The following is a 15,717-nucleotide window of genomic DNA, read 5'->3' as shown; positions in this document are numbered from 1 at the left end:
AACCCCGGACGGAGCGTTCCGTCTCGCTTGGCGAGATCAACTGATCTTCTTGCGGTACGAGACCATCGCCAGCACGTAGGCGACGACGAGGATGCCGACGCACCAGGCGAGTGCCACCCAGATGTCGTTCCCGACCGGCTTCTCGGCGAACAGCGCCTGGATCGTGTTGACGATCGAGGTCACCGGCTGGTTCTCGGCGAACCACCGCACCGGGCCCGGCATGGTGTCGGTCGGCACGAAGGCCGAGCTGATGAACGGCAGGAAGATGAGCGGGTACGAGAACGCGCTCGCGCCGTCGACGGTCTTCGCGCCGAGTCCGGCGATGATCGCCAGCCAGGTGAGGGCGAGGGTGAACAGCAGCAGGATGCCGATCACGCCGAGCCAGGCGGTGACGCTCGCCCCGGTGCGGAAGCCCATCAGGAATCCGACCGCGAAGATGATCGCCAGGGTGATGATGTTCGCGACGAGAGACGTGATCACGTGCGCCCACAGCACGCTCGATCGGGCGATCGGCATGGAGTGGAACCGCTCGAAGATGCCCGACTGCATGTCCGTGAACAGCCGGAACGCCGTGTAGGCGATGCCTGACGCGATCGCGATCAGCAGGATGCCGGGAAGCAGATAGTTCACGTAGTTCTCGGTGCCGGTGCTCTGCTGGAGCGCCCCTCCGAACACGTAGACGAAAAGCAGCATCAGCGCGATCGGGGTGACCGCGGTGGTGATGATGGTGTCTGCGCTGCGGAAGATGTGCCGCATGGAGCGGCCGGTGAGAGTCGCCGTGTCGGCGACGAAGTGCGTGCTCATGCTGCGTTTCCTCTCTGATTCTGGGTCCCTGAGCCTGTCGAAGGGCCGGCAGAGGTGCCGACGAGGGTGAGGAAGATCTCCTCGAGGGTGGGCTGCTTCTCCACGTACTCGACCTTCGCAGCCGGGAGCAGCTGCTTGAGGTCGGCGAGCGTGCCGTTCGCGATGATGCGGCCCTCATGCAGGATCGCGATGCGGTCGGCCAGCTGCTCCGCCTCGTCGAGGTACTGCGTGGTGAGCAGCACGGTGGTTCCGGTGTTCGCGAGCTCCTTGACGACGCCCCACACCTCGATGCGCGCCTCGGGGTCGAGACCTGTGGTCGGCTCGTCGAGGTAGATGACCTCGGGGTGGCCGACCAGGCTCATCGCGATGTCGAGCCGACGGCGCATGCCGCCGGAGTAGGTGCCGGCCTTGCGGCCGCCGGCATCCGTCAGCCGGAACTTCGCCAGCAGCTCGTCGGCGATCTTCCCCGCCTCGGGGAGGTGGCGGAGTTTGGCCACCAGCACGAGGTTCTCACGTCCGGTGAGCACCTCGTCGACCGCGGCGAACTGCCCGGTGAGGCTGATGGACTGACGCACCTTGAGCGGATCGGAGGCCACGTCGTGGCCCTGCACGGTGGCCGTGCCGGCATCCGCCTTCAACAGTGTGGAGAGGATGCGGACCATGGTGGTCTTGCCGGCGCCGTTCGAGCCGAGGAGGGCGAAGATCGACCCCTTCTGCACCTCGAAGTCGACACCGCGCAGCACGTGCAGGTCCTTGTACGACTTCTCGATGCCGCGCACCGAGATGGCTGCGTTCGTCATGACTCCTCCTTCTTCTTCGCGTCGTCGAACGCCTTGATGAGGCGCGCGCGCTCCTTGTCGATCCACTGCCGCCCGCCGTACGCCGCGGCGTAGTTCTCGGCGAACTCGACCGGGTCATCGCCGACGATCGCGCTGACCGGCGTGCCGTCGATCGCGGCGCGCTCCCACAGGTCGGCGATGTCGAGGAACATCTTCACGATGGTGTCTCCGTCGGTCACGCCGCCGTAGTACATGTTGTAGCGCTGCTGGGCCTTCGCCATCTCGCGGTACGGCTCGGGCAGGGCGTTGATGCGGGCCTGAGCCTGCTTGTACTGCTTCTTCTCTTCGAGCGATCCGGTGATCGCTTCGATCCACTTCGCGGCCATGTCAGTTCTCCTTGTTGCTCGTGGTGGTGGTGTTCAGCTGTTCGATGTGCTGCGCGAGGAAGTTCCAGGTCTTCCAGAAATCCTCGAGTTCCTCGCGGCCCTGTGCGTTGAGGGAGTACACCTTGCGTGGCGGCCCCTTCTCGCTCGGAACCTTCTCGACGTCGACGAGGCTCTTCTGCTCGATCCGCACGAGAAGCGCGTAGATCGTCCCCTCGGCGATGTCGGCGAACCCGTGGTCGCGCAGTCGCGTGGTGATCTCGTATCCGTATGCCGGCTGCTCGGCGAGGAGAGCCAGAACGAGGCCCTCCAAGGTGCCTTTGAGCATCTCGGTCATCTGCTTGCCCATCAGGCCCTCCTTTCCTTGGTCTCGGTACTCAGTGTTGCTGGGTACCGGTACAAAGTAACACTGAGTACCGGTACTTAGCAACACCGAATACCAAAGAATTTTCACGCACTCCGAAGATGGCCGTGCGTGAAGCGGAGAATCCCGGCTGTGGTGCTCGGATGCCCGTCAGTCGCGCAGGTAGGCGAGCACGGCGAGCACCCGCCGGTGCCCGCTGTCGCTCGAGGCGAGTCCGAGCTTGGCGAAGATGTTGCCGATGTGCTTGCTCACTGCGGTCTCGGAGACGAAGAGCCGTGCGGCGATAGTGAGGTTGTCGAGCCCCTCGGCCATGAGCCCGAGGACCTCGCGTTCGCGAGGCGTCAGCGTCTGCACCGGGTCGTCGGCGCGCCGCCTGCTCATCAACTGGGATATGACTTCGGGGTCCATGACCGTTCCGCCCGCGGCCACGCGGCGCAGCGCGTCGACGAAGGACGACACCTTGCCCACACGCTCCTTCAGCAGGTAGCCGAGGCCATCGGCACCGGCCGCGAGGAGCTCCCCGGCGTATCTGTCTTCCACGTACGCCGAGAGCACCAGCACCGGGAATCCGGGGCGACGTGCCCGCGCCTCGGCGGCGGCCTTGAGCCCCTCGCTCGTGAATGTCGGCGGCATCCGCACATCGACCACGGCGGCATCCGCTTCGTCGAGGCGGGCGAGGAAGTCATCGCCGTTGTCGACGGCCGCCACCACCTCGAAGCCTTCGCTGCGCAGGAGCAGCGCGAGGCCCTCCCGCAGCAGGGTGTCGTCCTCGGCGATCACGATCCGCACGGAAGCTCCGTTCTCAGAGACGTCGGTCCCCCGACCGGACTGTCCAGGCTCATGGCGCCTTCGAACGCCTCCAAGCGGCGGCGGATGCCGGCGAACCCGCCGCCCGGCCGCTCGATCGCTCCGCCCACACCGTCGTCCTCGACGGCGATGCGCAGGCGGTCTCCCTCGCGGGTGACCCGCACGACCGCGCGAGTCGCCCGGCTGTGCTTGCTGATGTTCGTCAACGCCTCGGCGACGACGAAGTAGCTCGCCGATTCGACGGCGGCGGGGACTCGTCCGATGTCCGTCGCCTCCAGAGTGCACGGGACGATGCTGCGCCCGGCGAGCGAGGCCAGCGCCCCCTCGAGGCCGAGCTCGTCGAGGATGGGCGGATAGATGTCATGCACCGTACGGCGGAGGCCGGCGAGCGCCTCGGCTGCGGCCTCCTGCGCGCGCTGAAGGGGCGCGGACACGTCTCCGGCGCCGGTCTCGAGCGCCCGCTCGGCGATCCCGAGCATCATGACCACGTTCACCAGGCGGTTCTGCGCGCCGTCGTGAAGGTCGCGCTCGATCCGTCGCAGTTCGGCCCCGTGCGCGTCGAGGGCGGCGGCCCGGCTCAGAGTCAGCGCGTCCACCCGTGCGGCCAGGCGCGACACCTCGGGGGCCGTCAGGAGCCGTGCCGACAGTCCGGACAGCAGCCGTGCCGTGGCCGGGATCAGCCACCATGAGACGAGCGCATAGGCCGCGGCGATGAGCGGCATGGTCGCCGCGAGCGCCCACGAGGTCACCGGGTACGGAACGCGGAGCGGATCGTCCGCGGGGACGAGATACCAATAGAACGGCACGGCGAGAGAGCTGACGACGCCGAGCGGGATCGACACGACGGTGAGCGAGACGAACAGCACGGGAAGCGCGTGCACCGTGAGCCAGAGCGCGTCGCGACCCGCGGAGCGGGAGAACGCGAACCGGAGCCTCTCATCGATGCTCGATCCTGGTGACAGGGCGGCGGGCGTGCCGGTGATGACCTCGCCCCGTCGCCGGCCGATCCGCAGCCTGGCGCTGTCGCTCCACGACCGCAGCGCCTTCACCGCCTCCGGCATCAGCAGGACGCCACCCGTGATCAGCATCAGCGGCAGGAGCGTCAGCCCGACGCAGAACAGGACGACCGAGACGACGGATGCCGCGGCCTCGACGGCGACGAATCGCCAGTCGCGCAGCCAGCTCAGCATCCGTGATCGCATCCTGCCAGTCTGCCGCAGGCTGTTCCCGCGCACGGTATAGCCAGCACCACCATCGATCGGGTGGCCCGCAGGATGGGGGCGTCGTTTCGTCGTCTCTAGCGTCGAAGCATGACCTCTCTGCTCCCGGGCCGCGCCCCGGCCACGTCCCACCCCACCGAGGCGCTGCGTCTCGAATCCGTCGTCAAGAAGTACGGCTCAGGTCCCAGCGGGGTCACGGCTCTGGCTGGCGTCGATCTCGCCATCGGACGCGGCACGTTCACGGCGATCATGGGACCGTCAGGGTCTGGCAAGAGCACCCTGCTGCACTGCGCGGCCGGGCTCGACACCCCCACGACCGGCACGGTCCGCCTCGGCGGCACCGAGATCTCCTCCATGCGTCGCAGGGCGCTCACGGCGTTTCGACGCGATCACGTCGGCTTCGTCTTCCAGGCCTACAATCTCCTCCCGGCGCTCACCGTGGAGCAGAACATCACGCTGCCGCTGCTCCTCTCGGGTCGTGCCGTCGAGCAGCGCTGGTTGGACTTCCTCCTCGACGCCGTAGGGCTCGCCGACCGCCGACGCCGGCGGCCCTCCGAACTCTCGGGCGGACAGCAGCAGCGAGTCGCCATCGCGCGGGCTCTCGTCACGCGTCCCTACGTCGTCTTCGGCGACGAGCCGACGGGCGCGCTCGACTCGCGTTCCGGCAAGCAGGTGCTCGAGCTGCTGGCGCACTCCGCTCGTGAGCTGGATCAGACAGTGGTGGTCGTCACCCACGACCCCGTGGTCGCCTCCCACGCCGATCGTGTGATCTTCCTGGCCGACGGCGCCTTCGCCGGGCATCTCGACGGCGCCACGCCCGCGCAGATCACCGATCGCATGAGCGCTCTGGGGGAGTGGTGATGGCGGCCGCAGGCGTCGGCTTCGGCCAGCTGGTCCGTGCCGATCTGCGGCATCACCGCGCCGGCTTCGTCGGCGTCGCCGTATCGACGCTCGTCGCGGCGGCGCTCATCACCGGCCTCGGGATCCTGGTCGAGTCCGGGATGCGGGGAGGCCTCGCTCCGGAGCGCTATACGAGCGCCGAGGTCGTCGTCGGCGGCGCGCAGTCCGTCGACGTGCCGGAGGATCTCCCCGTGCCGCTCACCGAGCGGGCAAAGCTCCCGGCCGATGCCCAAGAGGCGATCGCTGCGCTCCCCGGCGTCGAATCGGTCGTCGCCGACGTCACGGTCGTGCTGACGGGCGACCACGGCAGGGTCGAGGCGCACCCGTGGTCGGCATCCGCGCTGAGCGGATTCCGGATCACCGAGGGCGCCGAGCCGAGCGGCCGGCTGGAGGTCGTCGTGACCGGCTCGTCCTCGACCAGCGTCGGCGACACGCTGAGGCTGTCATACGGCGGCGTGGAGGGAGAGTATCGCGTCGTCGGGATCGCGGAGGCGGCGGTCACGACGGAACGGGTGCCGCACGTCTTCCTCAGCGCGCCGCGGATCGCCCAGCTCGACCCGGGCGAGGGCGCCGCCCAGGCGCTCGGCGTGTTCGTCGCGGAGGGAGCGTCACCGGAGGCGGTCGCCGGCGTGATCTCCGAGCGGTTCCCCGCGCTCCACGCGGTCACCGGCTCCTCACGGGGCGACGTCGAGTTTCTCGAGTCCGGAGCCGCGCGCGCGTCACTCGTCACGATCGGCTCGGCGTTCGCCGGCACCTGCCTGCTCGTCGCGATGTTCATCGTCGCGGGCACGCTCTCCCTCTCGGTGCAGTCCCGCCGACGTGACTTCGCGCTCCTGCGTGCGGTCGGAGCGACCTCTGCGCAGGTGCATCGCCGGGTGTCCCGCGAAGTCCTGACGGTCTCGACCGTCGCCGCGGTGATCGGAGTCGTCCCCGGATACTTCTTCGCCTCCGTGCTGCAGAGCGCTTTCGTGCAGGCCGGTGTCATCCCCGGCGATTTCGCCCTCGCCGTCAGCGCGCTTCCGGCCGTGGCCGCTGTGCTGCTCGTGCTCGCCAGCGCGTGGGGAGCGGCGCGGATCGCGGCCAGCCGATCGGCTCGCATCGATCCCGTCGAGGCGCTGCGCGAGTCGGCCACCGGACCCGTCGGAATCGGTCGAGCGAGAATGATCACGGGTGTCGTCCTCGCCGCGGCCGGCGTGATCCTCTCGTGCATTCCCCTTGTGATCCGTGGTCAGAGCGCCGCGGGCGCCGCCGCCGGAGCCTCGATCATCCTGATCATCGCCCTCGCCCTGCTCGGACCGCTGCTCGTGAACCGTGTCGTACGCCTCGCCGGCGCGCTGCTCGGCCGGCTCTCCGCGCCGGGTTTCCTCGCATCGGCGAACGGAACGGCCGACGCCCGCAGGCTCGCCGCAGCCATCACCCCCATCGCGCTCGGCATCGCTCTCGGGCTGGTGCAGCTCGGTGCTCCGGCGATGGTCGCGAACGAGGCTGCGGCGCAGACGAGTGCCGGGGTGATCGCCGACCTGCGGGTGACCGCGCCGGCGGGGCTGTCAGCAGCGGGCGTGGCGCGCATCGCCTCTCTTCCCGGCGTCGCCGCGGTGAACCCGGTCACGGTAAGCCAGGCAGTGCTCGATCACCACGAGCTGGGCAAGGAGGAGATCACCCGTACCGACTTCGTGCTGCAGGGCATCGACTCCGCCGTCGCCTCGAGCACGATCGATCTGCGGGTGCGCGAGGGCGCCCTCGACCTGAGAGGCCCCGACCGGGTGGCGCTCAGCACCGATGCCAGGCAGGTGCTCGGCCTCGACGTCGGCGACACCCTCGTCGGCCGCTTCGGAGACGGAGCGCCCCTCGAGGCGGAAGTCGTCGCGATCTACGAGCGCGGCCTCGGATTCGGAGACGTGACGATGTCGGGAGACGTCGTGCGCGCGCACACGACGACCGGTATGAGCGGCCTCGCGCTGATCGACGCGGATGGCGATGCAGAGAGTCTGCGGGCGGCGCTCGAGGCGGACGGGTTCGTCGTGAGCGGCGCCGGCGGCGTGGCGGCTGCCGGAGCCGACGGCCGATCGCAGCAGGGCTGGGTGAACGCGGTGGCGCTGATCGTCATCCTCGGCTACATCGCGATCGCCGTCGTGAACACGCTGATGATGGCCACTGCCCAGCGCTCCCGGGAGTTCGCGCTGCTTCAGCTGATCGGCGCCTCACGGCGGCAGGTCCGCGCAATGATGAGGACGGAGGCGTCGATGCTCGTGGTGATCGCGACGGTCTTCGGGGTCGCGATCTCCGTGCCGCCTCTGGTGGGCATGAGCATGGGCATCACCGGTCAGCCGGTTCCGATGCTGCCGCTCGTGCCTGGCGCCATCCTCGTCGGCGCGATGGGCGCGCTCGCCCTGGTGGCCCTGGCGGTAGCCACCCATGCGGCGATGCGCACGAGGCCGGTGGACGAGATCGGATCGCGGCAGTAGGGATCGGATCTCGGGGTGCGCAGGGACAGGATACCCCCATGGGGTATCCTGTCCCTGCGCAGACAGGTCGGCCGTCACGCTCACCCACGACTGAAGGAAGAAACGATGAAGATCCCTACCGCGGCTGCAGCCGCGCTCCTCCTCGCCGGAACCGTCGCGCTCGCCGGGTGCTCCGCGGCCGCGCCGAGCGACCACTCCTCGATGCCGGGCATGGACCACGGCTCGTCCTCCTCGACGGCATCCGACGCGCCGGCATCCGGGCCGAACGACGCCGACGCGATGTTCGCGGCGATGATGATCGTCCACCATCAGCAGGCCGTCGAGATGTCCGATCTGGTGCTCGGCAAGGAGGGCATCGATCCGCGGGTCGTCGATCTCGCCGAGCGCATCAAGGCCGCGCAGGCGCCCGAGATCGAGAAGATGCAGGACTGGCTCGACGACTGGGGTGTGGATGCTCCTTCCGGCGGGATGGGTCACGGTGACGGCATGATGACCGAAGACGACATGGCCGCTCTCGAAGCGGCATCCGGCGCCGAGGCCTCGAAGCTGTTCCTCGAGCAGATGATCGTGCACCACGAGGGCGCGATGGCGATGGCCGAGACGCAGATCGCCGACGGTGAGAACCCCGATGCCGTCGCCCTCGCCGAGAGCATCGCGTCCTCGCAGGGCGACGAGATCGCGGAGATGAAAGACATCCTCGGGTCGCTCTGAGACGGGGTGGAGCACTCCTCGCGGGCGGGCGCGCGCGTCACGTCGTTCCCAGCTCTCGAGGAGTTCGGGCCGCAGCGTCTTGGGTAGAGTTCTCGGGACATCGAATCCGAGATCAGAATGGGGATCACGTGGAAGGGCAGTCCGTGAAGAAGCACCAGGACTACAACCCGGGTCCGCGGGTCGGGATCACCTTCTCGACCTTCGACCTGTTGCACGCCGGGCACATCATGATGCTCGCCGAGGCCAAACGCCAGTGCGACTACCTCATCTGCGGTCTGCAGATGGACCCCACGCTCGACCGTCCCGAGAAGAACGCTCCGACCCAGACCGTCGTGGAGCGGTACATCCAGCTGCGCGGCTGCGAGTACGTCGACGAGATCGTCCCCTACTCCACCGAGCAGGACCTGGAAGACATCCTCCGCTCCTTCAAGCTCGACGTGCGCATCGTCGGCGACGAGTACGAAGACCGCGACTTCACCGGCCGCACCTACTGCGAAGAAGCAGGCATCGAGCTGTACTTCAACAGCCGCGACCACCGCTTCTCCAGCTCCGGCCTGCGCAAGATCGTCGCCGCCAAAGAAGCCGAACGCACCGCCAACGACTGAACCCCGACCCGTCTCAGGGGTTGAGGCGTGCCGCGGCGACGCGGGCTTCGAGCATCGGCAATGAGCGCGAGGGCGCGGGCCGGATGCCGAGCGTCGTCGCCAGCTCGAGCGCGAGCGACGCGTGCCCGGCGGCGTTCGGGTGGAAGGGGTCGCCCATGAGGCCCCACGGAACGCCGCCGTTGCCGAGCTCCGTGAAGCGTGCGTGCTGATCGACCAGAAGCACGTCGTCTGCGGCGGCGACCGCGCGCACCGCATCGACGAACTCGACGATGCGCTCGCGGCCGGGCGCGTTGGGCACGTCGATCGACGGCGGCGTCTGCAGCACGGCGATCGAGCCCAGGCTGCGGACGCGGGCGACGAACCGGCTCAGCGACGCGGCGAAGTCGCCCGGTTCGACCGTCGCACGACCGGGTCCGGTCGCGAGGTCGTTCGTGCCGATCATGAGCGTCACGACATCAGGGCGCCACGACGAGACCCGGCGGTCGAAGTCGCCGAGGATGTCGGTGAGGCGGTGCCCGCTGATCGCCGAGTTGATCACGACGTCGCGCGTGCGGCCGAGCTCGCCGCGCACCAGCTCGTGCAGGTGTTCGGGGTAGCTGCGCTCGCCCTGGGTGTGCACGAGGCCGTGCGTGATCGAGTCTCCCGTGAGCACCCAGGTGAGGGGTGCGGCGCCACCGAGAGCCTCGGCGAGACGCCGGAGATCGGATGCTGCGGAAGGGGTGGCGTCGGATGCGAGAGGTTCGGCGTTCGGCACGGCAAAGAGCCTAGCGCCCACGCCCGCTCGGGCTGCCGGCGCACTACTGTGGAGATCGTGAGCCCCGAGTCCGACAGACCGTAGATCGCGGGTGAGCGCAGCCGATGCGCTCCCCGCATCCTCTGTCGACCCCTCACTCTCGCCGTCCGCCCATAGCGCGGTGTCGACGGCGCCAATCCGTCTGGATGCCTCATGCCTTTCCTCATCCCTGTCCTCGCTCTGGCGATCTTCGCCCAGGGCACCAGCGAGTTCATGCTCGCCGGACTCCTTCTCCCTCTCTCCTCCGATCTCGGCGTCGAACCCGCTCAGGCGGGGCTGCTGACCTCGGCGTTCGCCGTCGGCATGGTGGTCGGCGCGCCCGTGGTCGCCGTGTTCGGCGCCCGATGGCGACCGCGCCGTACGCTCGTCCTGCTCCTGCTGACGTTCATCCTCGCGCATGCCGTCGGCGCCGTCTCCACGTCGTTCTGGGTGCTGTTGACCACGCGCGTGATCGCGGCGCTGGCGAACGCCGGGTTCCTTGCGATCGCGCTGTCGACCGTGCGGGGCATCGTGTCGCCGGGGCAGACGACACGCGCGGTCGCGACGCTGCTCGCAGGCACGACTCTCGCCACGATCGTCGGCGTGCCGGCCGGCGCGCTGCTCGCCGGCATCCTCGGCTGGCGCTCGACGTTCTGGGGCGTCGTGGTGTTGTGCGTTCCCGCGATCCTCGGCCTCCTTCTCGACCGGACGCTGGGGCGCGTCGCGACGGCACCACGCGTCCGAGTGCGCGCCGAGCTGAACGCGCTGCGTCACCGGCGGGTGCTCGTGCCCGTCATCCTCGCGGTGCTCGTCAACGCGGCGACCTTCGGCGTGTTCACGTTCCTGGGCGTCATCGGCGCAGACGCGGGCGTGGACGATGCGTGGGTTCCCGCGCTCCTCGCGGCGTTCGGCATCGGGGCTTTCCTCGGGGTGAGCGCGACGGCTCGGGGGGCAGCAGGTCGCGAACGCGCGTGGATCACCGTGGGCGGCTTCGCCGCGACGGCACTCTGGGTGCTTCTGGCCTTCGGTTCGGCATCGGCTCCCGTCGTGTTCGCGGGGGCGTTCCTCGGAGGGATGCTGTCTTTCGCCGTCGGCTCGGCATTGATCTCGAGAATCGTGAGAGAGGCGACCGGGGCGCCCGTGCTCGGCGGGGCCTACGCGACCGTCGCGCTCAACCTCGGGGCGATGGCAGGACCGGCATTCGCCGCTTCCGCCTATTCCACGGCGGGTGCTCAGGGCATCGTGCTCGCCGCGGCCGCGCTCACCGCCGCCGCAGCATCCTTCGCGTCCCTCCTGCTCACGTCCCCCTGACCTGACCCGCCGACGCTCCCAGCGCCAGCCCCGCCGCTGCGCGAGTGCACGGCATCCCGCCGAGTGCACAGGTTCCTCACGTCGAGATCCCGTGCGCTCGGCGAGAGCACGGGATCTCGATGCGCTCCCCGGCCGCTCAGAGCCACTTCTTGTACTTGAACACCCCGTACAGCGCGACGGCGAAGGCCGCCATCGCGCCGATCGCGAGCGGGTAGCCGTAGGCCCAGTGCAGTTCGGGCATGGCGTCGAAGTTCATGCCGTACACGGTGCCGACGAGGGTCGGGGCGAAGATGATCGCCGCCCAGGACGAGATCTTCTTGATCTCGTCGTTCTGCGCCAGGCTCGCGTCGGACTGCCTGCGCGACACCAGGGCGGAGTGCACCGTGAGCGCGTTTTCGAGGATCGCACGGAACGAGTCCACCCGCTCGTTGACGCGGATGACGTGGTCGAGCACGTCGCGCAGCGACCTCTGCAGCTCCTCGTCGATGCGGTACTTGTCCGACCCGCGACGCAGCCATTCCAGCATCCCGGCGAGAGGATGCACCGCCCGCTGGAAGTTGATGACCTCGCGGGAGAGCTGGTAGATGCGGCGCGACAGGGCGTCGTCGTCGCTGTCGCCGAACAGCTCGTCCTCGATCTCGTCGATGTCGTTCAGGAGGCCGGCGACGATCGGCTCGTAGCCGTCGACGACCTCGTCGAGGATCGCGTAGAGCACGGCCTCGGGTCCCATCGCGAGCAGCTCGGGGTTGGCCTCCATGCGCTGCCGCACCGCGACCAGATTCGGCGACTCGGCATGCCGGATCGTGACGACGAAGTCCGGGCCGATGAACAGGTGCAGCTCGCCGAACTCGATCGACTCCTGCTCGTCGCGGTAGCGGGCGGGGCGCAGCACGGCGAAGAGCGTGTCGCCGTAGCGTTCCACCTTGGAGCGCTGATGCCCGGAGAGCGCGTCCTCCACCGCGAGCGGATGCAGGTCGAACTCGCGGGCGACCGAGTGCACTTCCTGCGGGCTCGGCCGGTACAGGCCGATCCACGCGATGCCGTCGACCGCGTCGAGGATGCGGTAGGTCTCGTCCAGGTTCTTCGGGGTCTCCACGCGACGTCCGTGGACGTACACGCCGTTGTCGATGAGCGCCATGATGCGGATCCGTTCATGCAGGCGCACGCCGGGATCGCCGGTGCGCGCAAATTCGTCAAGGGGCGGATGACGCCGCCGACGGCTGCGGAGGATCAGGCCTGTGAGACGCGGAGCGGATGCTCAACGCGTGAAGACGGCCGTGCGCGACGCAGCGGGGGCGGCGTCGTGACTATCACCGGACATCGCCATCACCGCCTTTCGTGCACTCTGGGGGTCGGACGACCCGAGGGGTCAGCTTACTCCTGCCAACCCGGGAGAATGCCACGACGCCGGGTGGTGGGTGGCGCGCCGGACTCGTCGGGGTGTGCCGTTGTAGCGTGGCTCGGATGAGATTCAGCGCATTCGAGACGTACGCCGATCGGAGCGGGATATCCTCACCGATCTCTCCGGAGCCGCAGAACAGCGACTATGAATCGGGCATGGTCGAGATCGACGGCGAGTCGTGGCACATCCGCACGGCGCGGACCACGCCCACCAAGCCCGGTGCGTTCGTGGCCTTCTGGCGAAGAGATGAGAAGGCGAAGACCGTGCCGTACGGATCCGACGATCCGGCGGCGGGGCTGCTGGTGTTCGTGGAGCAGGGCGGTCGGCGCGGGGTGTTCCGGTTCCCGGCCGAGTACCTGGCGGAACTGGGCGTCACCTCAGCAGGAAGCGCGGGCAAGCGCGGGTTCCGTCTGTATCCGAGCTGGTGCGAGGGGTTGAACCCGCAGGCGGCGGCCACGCAGCGAGCTCAGGCGTCGGCGTTCCGGGAGTACTGACTCCGGCTCGCGCGCCCAAGCGTCAGGCGTCGCATCCGTCACTCGACATGCTCGACGCGGGTGTTCGTGCTCGTCAGCGGCGTGCCGTCGGCGGCCGTGACGACGAGCTCGGGGAGCAGGGCGCCGCGATCATCCGTCAGCACGGAATGCGCCTCTCCGGCCGCGAACGCGTGGCGTTCTCCCCACTGCCGCAGCGCGACGACCACCGGGAACAGGTCTCTGCCGGCATCGGTGAGTTCGTACAGCCGGCGTTTGCCCGATGGTGCATCGATCTGGGTGAGCAGTCCGTGTGCGGTGAGTCTGCGGAGCCGGTCGCTGAGGATGTTGCGGGCGATGCCGGTGCGCTGCTGGAAGGCGGTGAAGGATCGCGCGCCGTCCATCGCGTCCCGGATGACGAGCAGGCTCCATCGGTCGCCGACCAGGTCGACTGACCGGGCGACGGGACAGCTCGGGTCTGTCCATGTCATCGTCGGGATATCCATCGGCCACCTCCAGTGAGTTGCAGATTGAAACCAGCTTGCCCTATGTTGCTTTTGGTAGCAAATTGCAACTAACTGAGGACGTGGTCGATATCAAGAGGATGACGAGAGCGACGCTCGCCGTGGTGTGCGCCGTCGCGGTGGCGAGCGTGTACGCGGGGCAACCCCTTCTCGTCGAGATGGGACGCGATCTGGGTGTTCCGCTCGACGCAGTCGGATGGATCGTGGCTGTGGGACAGGTCGGCTATCTGCTGGGCCTCGTCCTGCTCGTGCCGCTGGGAGACGTCTTCGATCGCCGACGGCTGATCATGCTGCACCTCGCGCTGCTCGCCGTGGGGATGGCCATCGTCGCCGCCGCTCCGACGTCTTGGGTCGCCTTCGCGGGTCTGGCGTCGGCGGGATTGTTCGCTGTCGTGGTCCAGACATCCGTGGCGTACACGCTCGCACTGTCCGGGCCGCAGGATCGCGGCCGAAATCTCGGGGTGGTGACCTCAGGCGTGGTCATCGGCATCCTCGGCGGACGGATCGTCGCGGGTTTCCTCGCGGATCTGTGGAGCTGGCGGAGCGTCTACGTCCTTCTCGCGGTCCTTGCTGCGCTTCTGGCGATCGCCGTGCTGGTCATGCTTCCTGCAGACGAGCGCTCAGGGGGCGTTCGATATCGAGCGCTGCTTCGATCGTCGGCCGGAATGTTCGCGCAGCGGGTCTTTGTCGGCCGCGGGCTGATCGCGTTCTTCCTGTTCGCGTCCTTCGGCACTCTGTGGAGCGGTCTGGTCCTGCCCCTCGCCGGTGCGCCATGGCACCTCAGCCCGACGCAGATCGGGCTGTTCGGCGTGGTCGGTCTTGCGGGTGCTCTCGGCGCCGGCCGCGCCGGGCGCTGGGCCGACGCCGGTCGCGCAGACCGTGTCACGGGCGTGGCCCTGACCGCTCTGCTGGCCTCCTGGATCGCGATCGGACAGCTCGAGTGGTCGTGGGGCCTGCTGATCGTCGGGGTGATCCTGCTGGACTTCGCCGTCCAGGCCGTTCACGTCAGCAACCAGCACATCCTCGCGTCCGCCTATCCTGACCGGACGAGCACCGCCGTCGGTGCGTACATGGTGTTCTACTCCCTCGGCTCCGCGCTCGGCGCTGCCGCCACGGCCGCTGTCTACGACGAGGCGGGCTGGACCGGCTCGGCCGTCCTCGGAGCGTGCTTCGCGATCGGCGCACTGGTCGTGTGGGCGTTGTCGAGGTCGGCGGTCTCTGGTTCTTCCCCCGATCGCCTCGAGGTCGGGGCGGCCGGGATGCGCTGATCGACACCGTTCCCGGGCTGCCTTCGGGGCGCGGATGTGCCCTAGAGGGTTTCGGGTCGGTGTACCTGCTCCGGGGCTGAGATCTCCCTGGCGACCTGCTTCTCGAGCACCTCGACGGCCTCGTCGCTGAGCAGGATGAGCCCGTCGAGCTCGTCGCGCACGCGCTTGTAGGCGACGTTGCGCTCGGCCTGAGTCGCGGACTCGTCGACGGCGACCTTGAGGAGCTGCTGCGCGCGGTCGAGGCGCTTGCGCTCTGGCTCGGTGAAGGTCGAGTCGCGCAGGCGACGGGCGTCCTTCTCGGCGATCTCGAAGGCGACGGCGTAGGCGCCGACGGCGTCGAGGTACTCGGAGACCTGCTTCTCGGTGACGTTCGCGTCGGCAGAGGCGGGACGCAGAGCATCCGCCGTCTTCTTCGCCCGAAGGAACGCGGCGACGAGCGGCTGGCGGCCATCGCTCATGGCGGGGAACGCGATGAGCTTGGCGACGTCGAGTTCGTAGTCGAGCCAGCGCGCGGTGATCTGGTCGTGCTCCGCGAAGAGGCGGGTCAGCAGATCGTTCGGAGCGACGGATGCCGTGGTGTCGATGATCGTCGGACCCTGGCGCTTCGGCAGGCCGCGCGCCTCGAGTTCGGCGGACTTGAGCTCCGCCTTGAGGCGCAGCGTCTCCAGGCGCCGTTCATGCCGGCGTCGCGCCGCCCACTCCCAGCGCTTGGCTGCTCCACCCGCCACGCCCATGACGGGGAAGATGAGCCACCAGTAGGTGCCGAGCCACGTGAGGAGCGGTTCCATGATGTGCTCAGCCTACTTCGCGGGCCGATCGCCGTGGAGACCTGTTCCGGTCGCAGTTCGTGCCGTCTCCGGCGGCGGAAAGCGGCACGAATCGCGACCGGAATGGTGATAACACGGCACGGCGCGGCACGAATCGCGACCGGA

17 protein-coding genes are annotated in these 15,717 nt (G+C 68.8%); 7 read left to right on the top strand and 10 right to left on the bottom strand.

Annotated features, from left to right (window positions below; genetic code table 11):
* Positions 1-36: 36 nt before the first annotated feature.
* The 6 genes from ACI3KT_RS06410 to ACI3KT_RS06385 all read right to left on the bottom strand — a co-directional run bounded on the left by ACI3KT_RS06410 (position 37) and on the right by ACI3KT_RS06385 (position 4,339).
* Positions 37-804 (bottom strand): ABC transporter permease, encoded by a 768-nt coding sequence (locus ACI3KT_RS06410; RefSeq protein WP_307293524.1) that lies wholly within the window; start codon positions 802-804, stop codon positions 37-39.
* Entirely contained in the window at positions 801-1,604 is an 804-nt protein-coding gene (locus ACI3KT_RS06405) for an ABC transporter ATP-binding protein (protein ID WP_292906879.1), read from the bottom strand. The genes ACI3KT_RS06410 and ACI3KT_RS06405 overlap by 4 nt, the downstream gene beginning before the upstream one ends.
* A complete protein-coding gene (locus ACI3KT_RS06400) occupies positions 1,601-1,969 on the bottom strand; it encodes a DUF1048 domain-containing protein (protein ID WP_046011859.1) in 369 nt (122 codons plus the stop codon). Before ACI3KT_RS06400 ends, ACI3KT_RS06405 begins: the two co-directional genes overlap by 4 nt.
* 1 nt (position 1,970) lies before the next feature.
* Positions 1,971-2,315 carry a PadR family transcriptional regulator gene (locus ACI3KT_RS06395; RefSeq protein WP_292906885.1) on the bottom strand — a complete coding sequence of 115 codons (345 nt, stop codon included), beginning with the start codon at positions 2,313-2,315 and terminating at the stop codon, positions 1,971-1,973.
* Between the two features lie 165 nt (positions 2,316-2,480).
* The gene (locus ACI3KT_RS06390; RefSeq protein ID WP_292906887.1) at positions 2,481-3,119 is read right to left on the bottom strand and encodes a response regulator transcription factor; all 639 of its coding nucleotides are present in this window, start codon (positions 3,117-3,119) and stop codon (positions 2,481-2,483) included.
* On the bottom strand, positions 3,107-4,339 hold the full coding sequence (locus tag ACI3KT_RS06385; protein WP_404903189.1) for a sensor histidine kinase: 1,233 nt from the start codon (positions 4,337-4,339) through the stop codon (positions 3,107-3,109). The genes ACI3KT_RS06390 and ACI3KT_RS06385 overlap by 13 nt, the downstream gene beginning before the upstream one ends.
* A gap of 108 nt (positions 4,340-4,447) precedes the next feature.
* Here ACI3KT_RS06385 and ACI3KT_RS06380 point away from each other — a divergent pair, with 108 nt between their 5' ends.
* The 4 genes from ACI3KT_RS06380 to ACI3KT_RS06365 all read left to right on the top strand — a co-directional run bounded on the left by ACI3KT_RS06380 (position 4,448) and on the right by ACI3KT_RS06365 (position 9,038).
* On the top strand, positions 4,448-5,218 hold the full coding sequence (locus ACI3KT_RS06380) for an ABC transporter ATP-binding protein (protein ID WP_292906891.1): 771 nt from the start codon (positions 4,448-4,450) through the stop codon (positions 5,216-5,218).
* On the top strand, positions 5,218-7,722 hold the full coding sequence (locus ACI3KT_RS06375; protein WP_404903187.1) for an FtsX-like permease family protein: 2,505 nt from the start codon (positions 5,218-5,220) through the stop codon (positions 7,720-7,722). Before ACI3KT_RS06380 ends, ACI3KT_RS06375 begins: the two co-directional genes overlap by 1 nt.
* 105 nt (positions 7,723-7,827) lie before the next feature.
* Entirely contained in the window at positions 7,828-8,433 is a 606-nt protein-coding gene (locus tag ACI3KT_RS06370) for a DUF305 domain-containing protein (protein ID WP_404903185.1), read from the top strand.
* Between the two features lie 143 nt (positions 8,434-8,576).
* Complete coding sequence (locus ACI3KT_RS06365) at positions 8,577-9,038, top strand: adenylyltransferase/cytidyltransferase family protein (protein ID WP_292906897.1); 462 nt, start codon at positions 8,577-8,579, stop codon at positions 9,036-9,038.
* Between the two features lie 13 nt (positions 9,039-9,051).
* Here ACI3KT_RS06365 and ACI3KT_RS06360 read toward each other — a convergent pair whose 3' ends face one another.
* A complete protein-coding gene (locus ACI3KT_RS06360) occupies positions 9,052-9,792 on the bottom strand; it encodes an SGNH/GDSL hydrolase family protein (RefSeq protein ID WP_404903183.1) in 741 nt (246 codons plus the stop codon).
* A 192-nt stretch (positions 9,793-9,984) separates the two neighbouring features.
* On the opposite strand from ACI3KT_RS06360, the gene ACI3KT_RS06355 reads away from it, so the two are divergent.
* Positions 9,985-11,121, top strand: coding sequence for an MFS transporter (locus ACI3KT_RS06355; protein ID WP_404903181.1), 1,137 nt, complete (start codon positions 9,985-9,987; stop codon positions 11,119-11,121).
* A 136-nt stretch (positions 11,122-11,257) separates the two neighbouring features.
* Here ACI3KT_RS06355 and ACI3KT_RS06350 read toward each other — a convergent pair whose 3' ends face one another.
* The gene (locus tag ACI3KT_RS06350) at positions 11,258-12,259 is read right to left on the bottom strand and encodes a magnesium and cobalt transport protein CorA (RefSeq protein ID WP_292906903.1); all 1,002 of its coding nucleotides are present in this window, start codon (positions 12,257-12,259) and stop codon (positions 11,258-11,260) included.
* A 326-nt stretch (positions 12,260-12,585) separates the two neighbouring features.
* On the opposite strand from ACI3KT_RS06350, the gene ACI3KT_RS06345 reads away from it, so the two are divergent.
* Positions 12,586-13,017, top strand: a complete 432-nt coding sequence (locus tag ACI3KT_RS06345; RefSeq protein ID WP_292906905.1) for a MepB family protein — start codon at positions 12,586-12,588, stop codon at positions 13,015-13,017.
* 38 nt (positions 13,018-13,055) lie between these two features.
* Here ACI3KT_RS06345 and ACI3KT_RS06340 read toward each other — a convergent pair whose 3' ends face one another.
* Positions 13,056-13,484, bottom strand: coding sequence for a winged helix-turn-helix transcriptional regulator (locus tag ACI3KT_RS06340; RefSeq protein ID WP_404903179.1), 429 nt, complete (start codon positions 13,482-13,484; stop codon positions 13,056-13,058).
* 113 nt (positions 13,485-13,597) lie between these two features.
* Between ACI3KT_RS06340 and ACI3KT_RS06335 the strand changes: the two genes are divergently transcribed.
* Entirely contained in the window at positions 13,598-14,785 is a 1,188-nt protein-coding gene (locus tag ACI3KT_RS06335) for an MFS transporter (protein WP_404903177.1), read from the top strand.
* Positions 14,786-14,826: 41 nt separating this feature from the next.
* Here ACI3KT_RS06335 and ACI3KT_RS06330 read toward each other — a convergent pair whose 3' ends face one another.
* On the bottom strand, positions 14,827-15,573 hold the full coding sequence (locus ACI3KT_RS06330) for a hypothetical protein (protein ID WP_292906911.1): 747 nt from the start codon (positions 15,571-15,573) through the stop codon (positions 14,827-14,829).
* Between the last annotated feature and the right edge of the window lie 144 nt (positions 15,574-15,717).

This window comes from Microbacterium sp. ZW T6_19 (genome assembly GCF_044987465.1).
Lineage (GTDB): Bacteria > Actinomycetota > Actinomycetes > Actinomycetales > Microbacteriaceae > Microbacterium > Microbacterium natoriense_A.
This window is presented reverse-complemented; position numbering and strand designations above follow the sequence as displayed.

What these genes read in the sequence shown, in the direction of transcription:
- ACI3KT_RS06410 (WP_307293524.1), bottom strand. Translation starts at nt 804, where the DNA reads ATGAGCACGCACTTCGTCGCCGACACGGCGACTCTCACCGGCCGCTCC.
- ACI3KT_RS06405 (WP_292906879.1), bottom strand. Translation starts at nt 1,604, where the DNA reads ATGACGAACGCAGCCATCTCGGTGCGCGGCATCGAGAAGTCGTACAAG.
- ACI3KT_RS06400 (WP_046011859.1), bottom strand. Translation starts at nt 1,969, where the DNA reads ATGGCCGCGAAGTGGATCGAAGCGATCACCGGATCGCTCGAAGAGAAG.
- ACI3KT_RS06395 (WP_292906885.1), bottom strand. Translation starts at nt 2,315, where the DNA reads ATGGGCAAGCAGATGACCGAGATGCTCAAAGGCACCTTGGAGGGCCTC.
- ACI3KT_RS06385 (WP_404903189.1), bottom strand. Translation starts at nt 4,339, where the DNA reads ATGCGATCACGGATGCTGAGCTGGCTGCGCGACTGGCGATTCGTCGCC.
- ACI3KT_RS06380 (WP_292906891.1), top strand. Translation starts at nt 4,448, where the DNA reads ATGACCTCTCTGCTCCCGGGCCGCGCCCCGGCCACGTCCCACCCCACC.
- ACI3KT_RS06375 (WP_404903187.1), top strand. Translation starts at nt 5,218, where the DNA reads ATGGCGGCCGCAGGCGTCGGCTTCGGCCAGCTGGTCCGTGCCGATCTG.
- ACI3KT_RS06370 (WP_404903185.1), top strand. Translation starts at nt 7,828, where the DNA reads ATGAAGATCCCTACCGCGGCTGCAGCCGCGCTCCTCCTCGCCGGAACC.
- ACI3KT_RS06355 (WP_404903181.1), top strand. Translation starts at nt 9,985, where the DNA reads ATGCCTTTCCTCATCCCTGTCCTCGCTCTGGCGATCTTCGCCCAGGGC.
- ACI3KT_RS06350 (WP_292906903.1), bottom strand. Translation starts at nt 12,259, where the DNA reads ATGGCGCTCATCGACAACGGCGTGTACGTCCACGGACGTCGCGTGGAG.
- ACI3KT_RS06345 (WP_292906905.1), top strand. Translation starts at nt 12,586, where the DNA reads ATGAGATTCAGCGCATTCGAGACGTACGCCGATCGGAGCGGGATATCC.
- ACI3KT_RS06340 (WP_404903179.1), bottom strand. Translation starts at nt 13,484, where the DNA reads ATGACATGGACAGACCCGAGCTGTCCCGTCGCCCGGTCAGTCGACCTG.
- ACI3KT_RS06335 (WP_404903177.1), top strand. Translation starts at nt 13,598, where the DNA reads ATGACGAGAGCGACGCTCGCCGTGGTGTGCGCCGTCGCGGTGGCGAGC.
- ACI3KT_RS06330 (WP_292906911.1), bottom strand. Translation starts at nt 15,573, where the DNA reads ATGGAACCGCTCCTCACGTGGCTCGGCACCTACTGGTGGCTCATCTTC.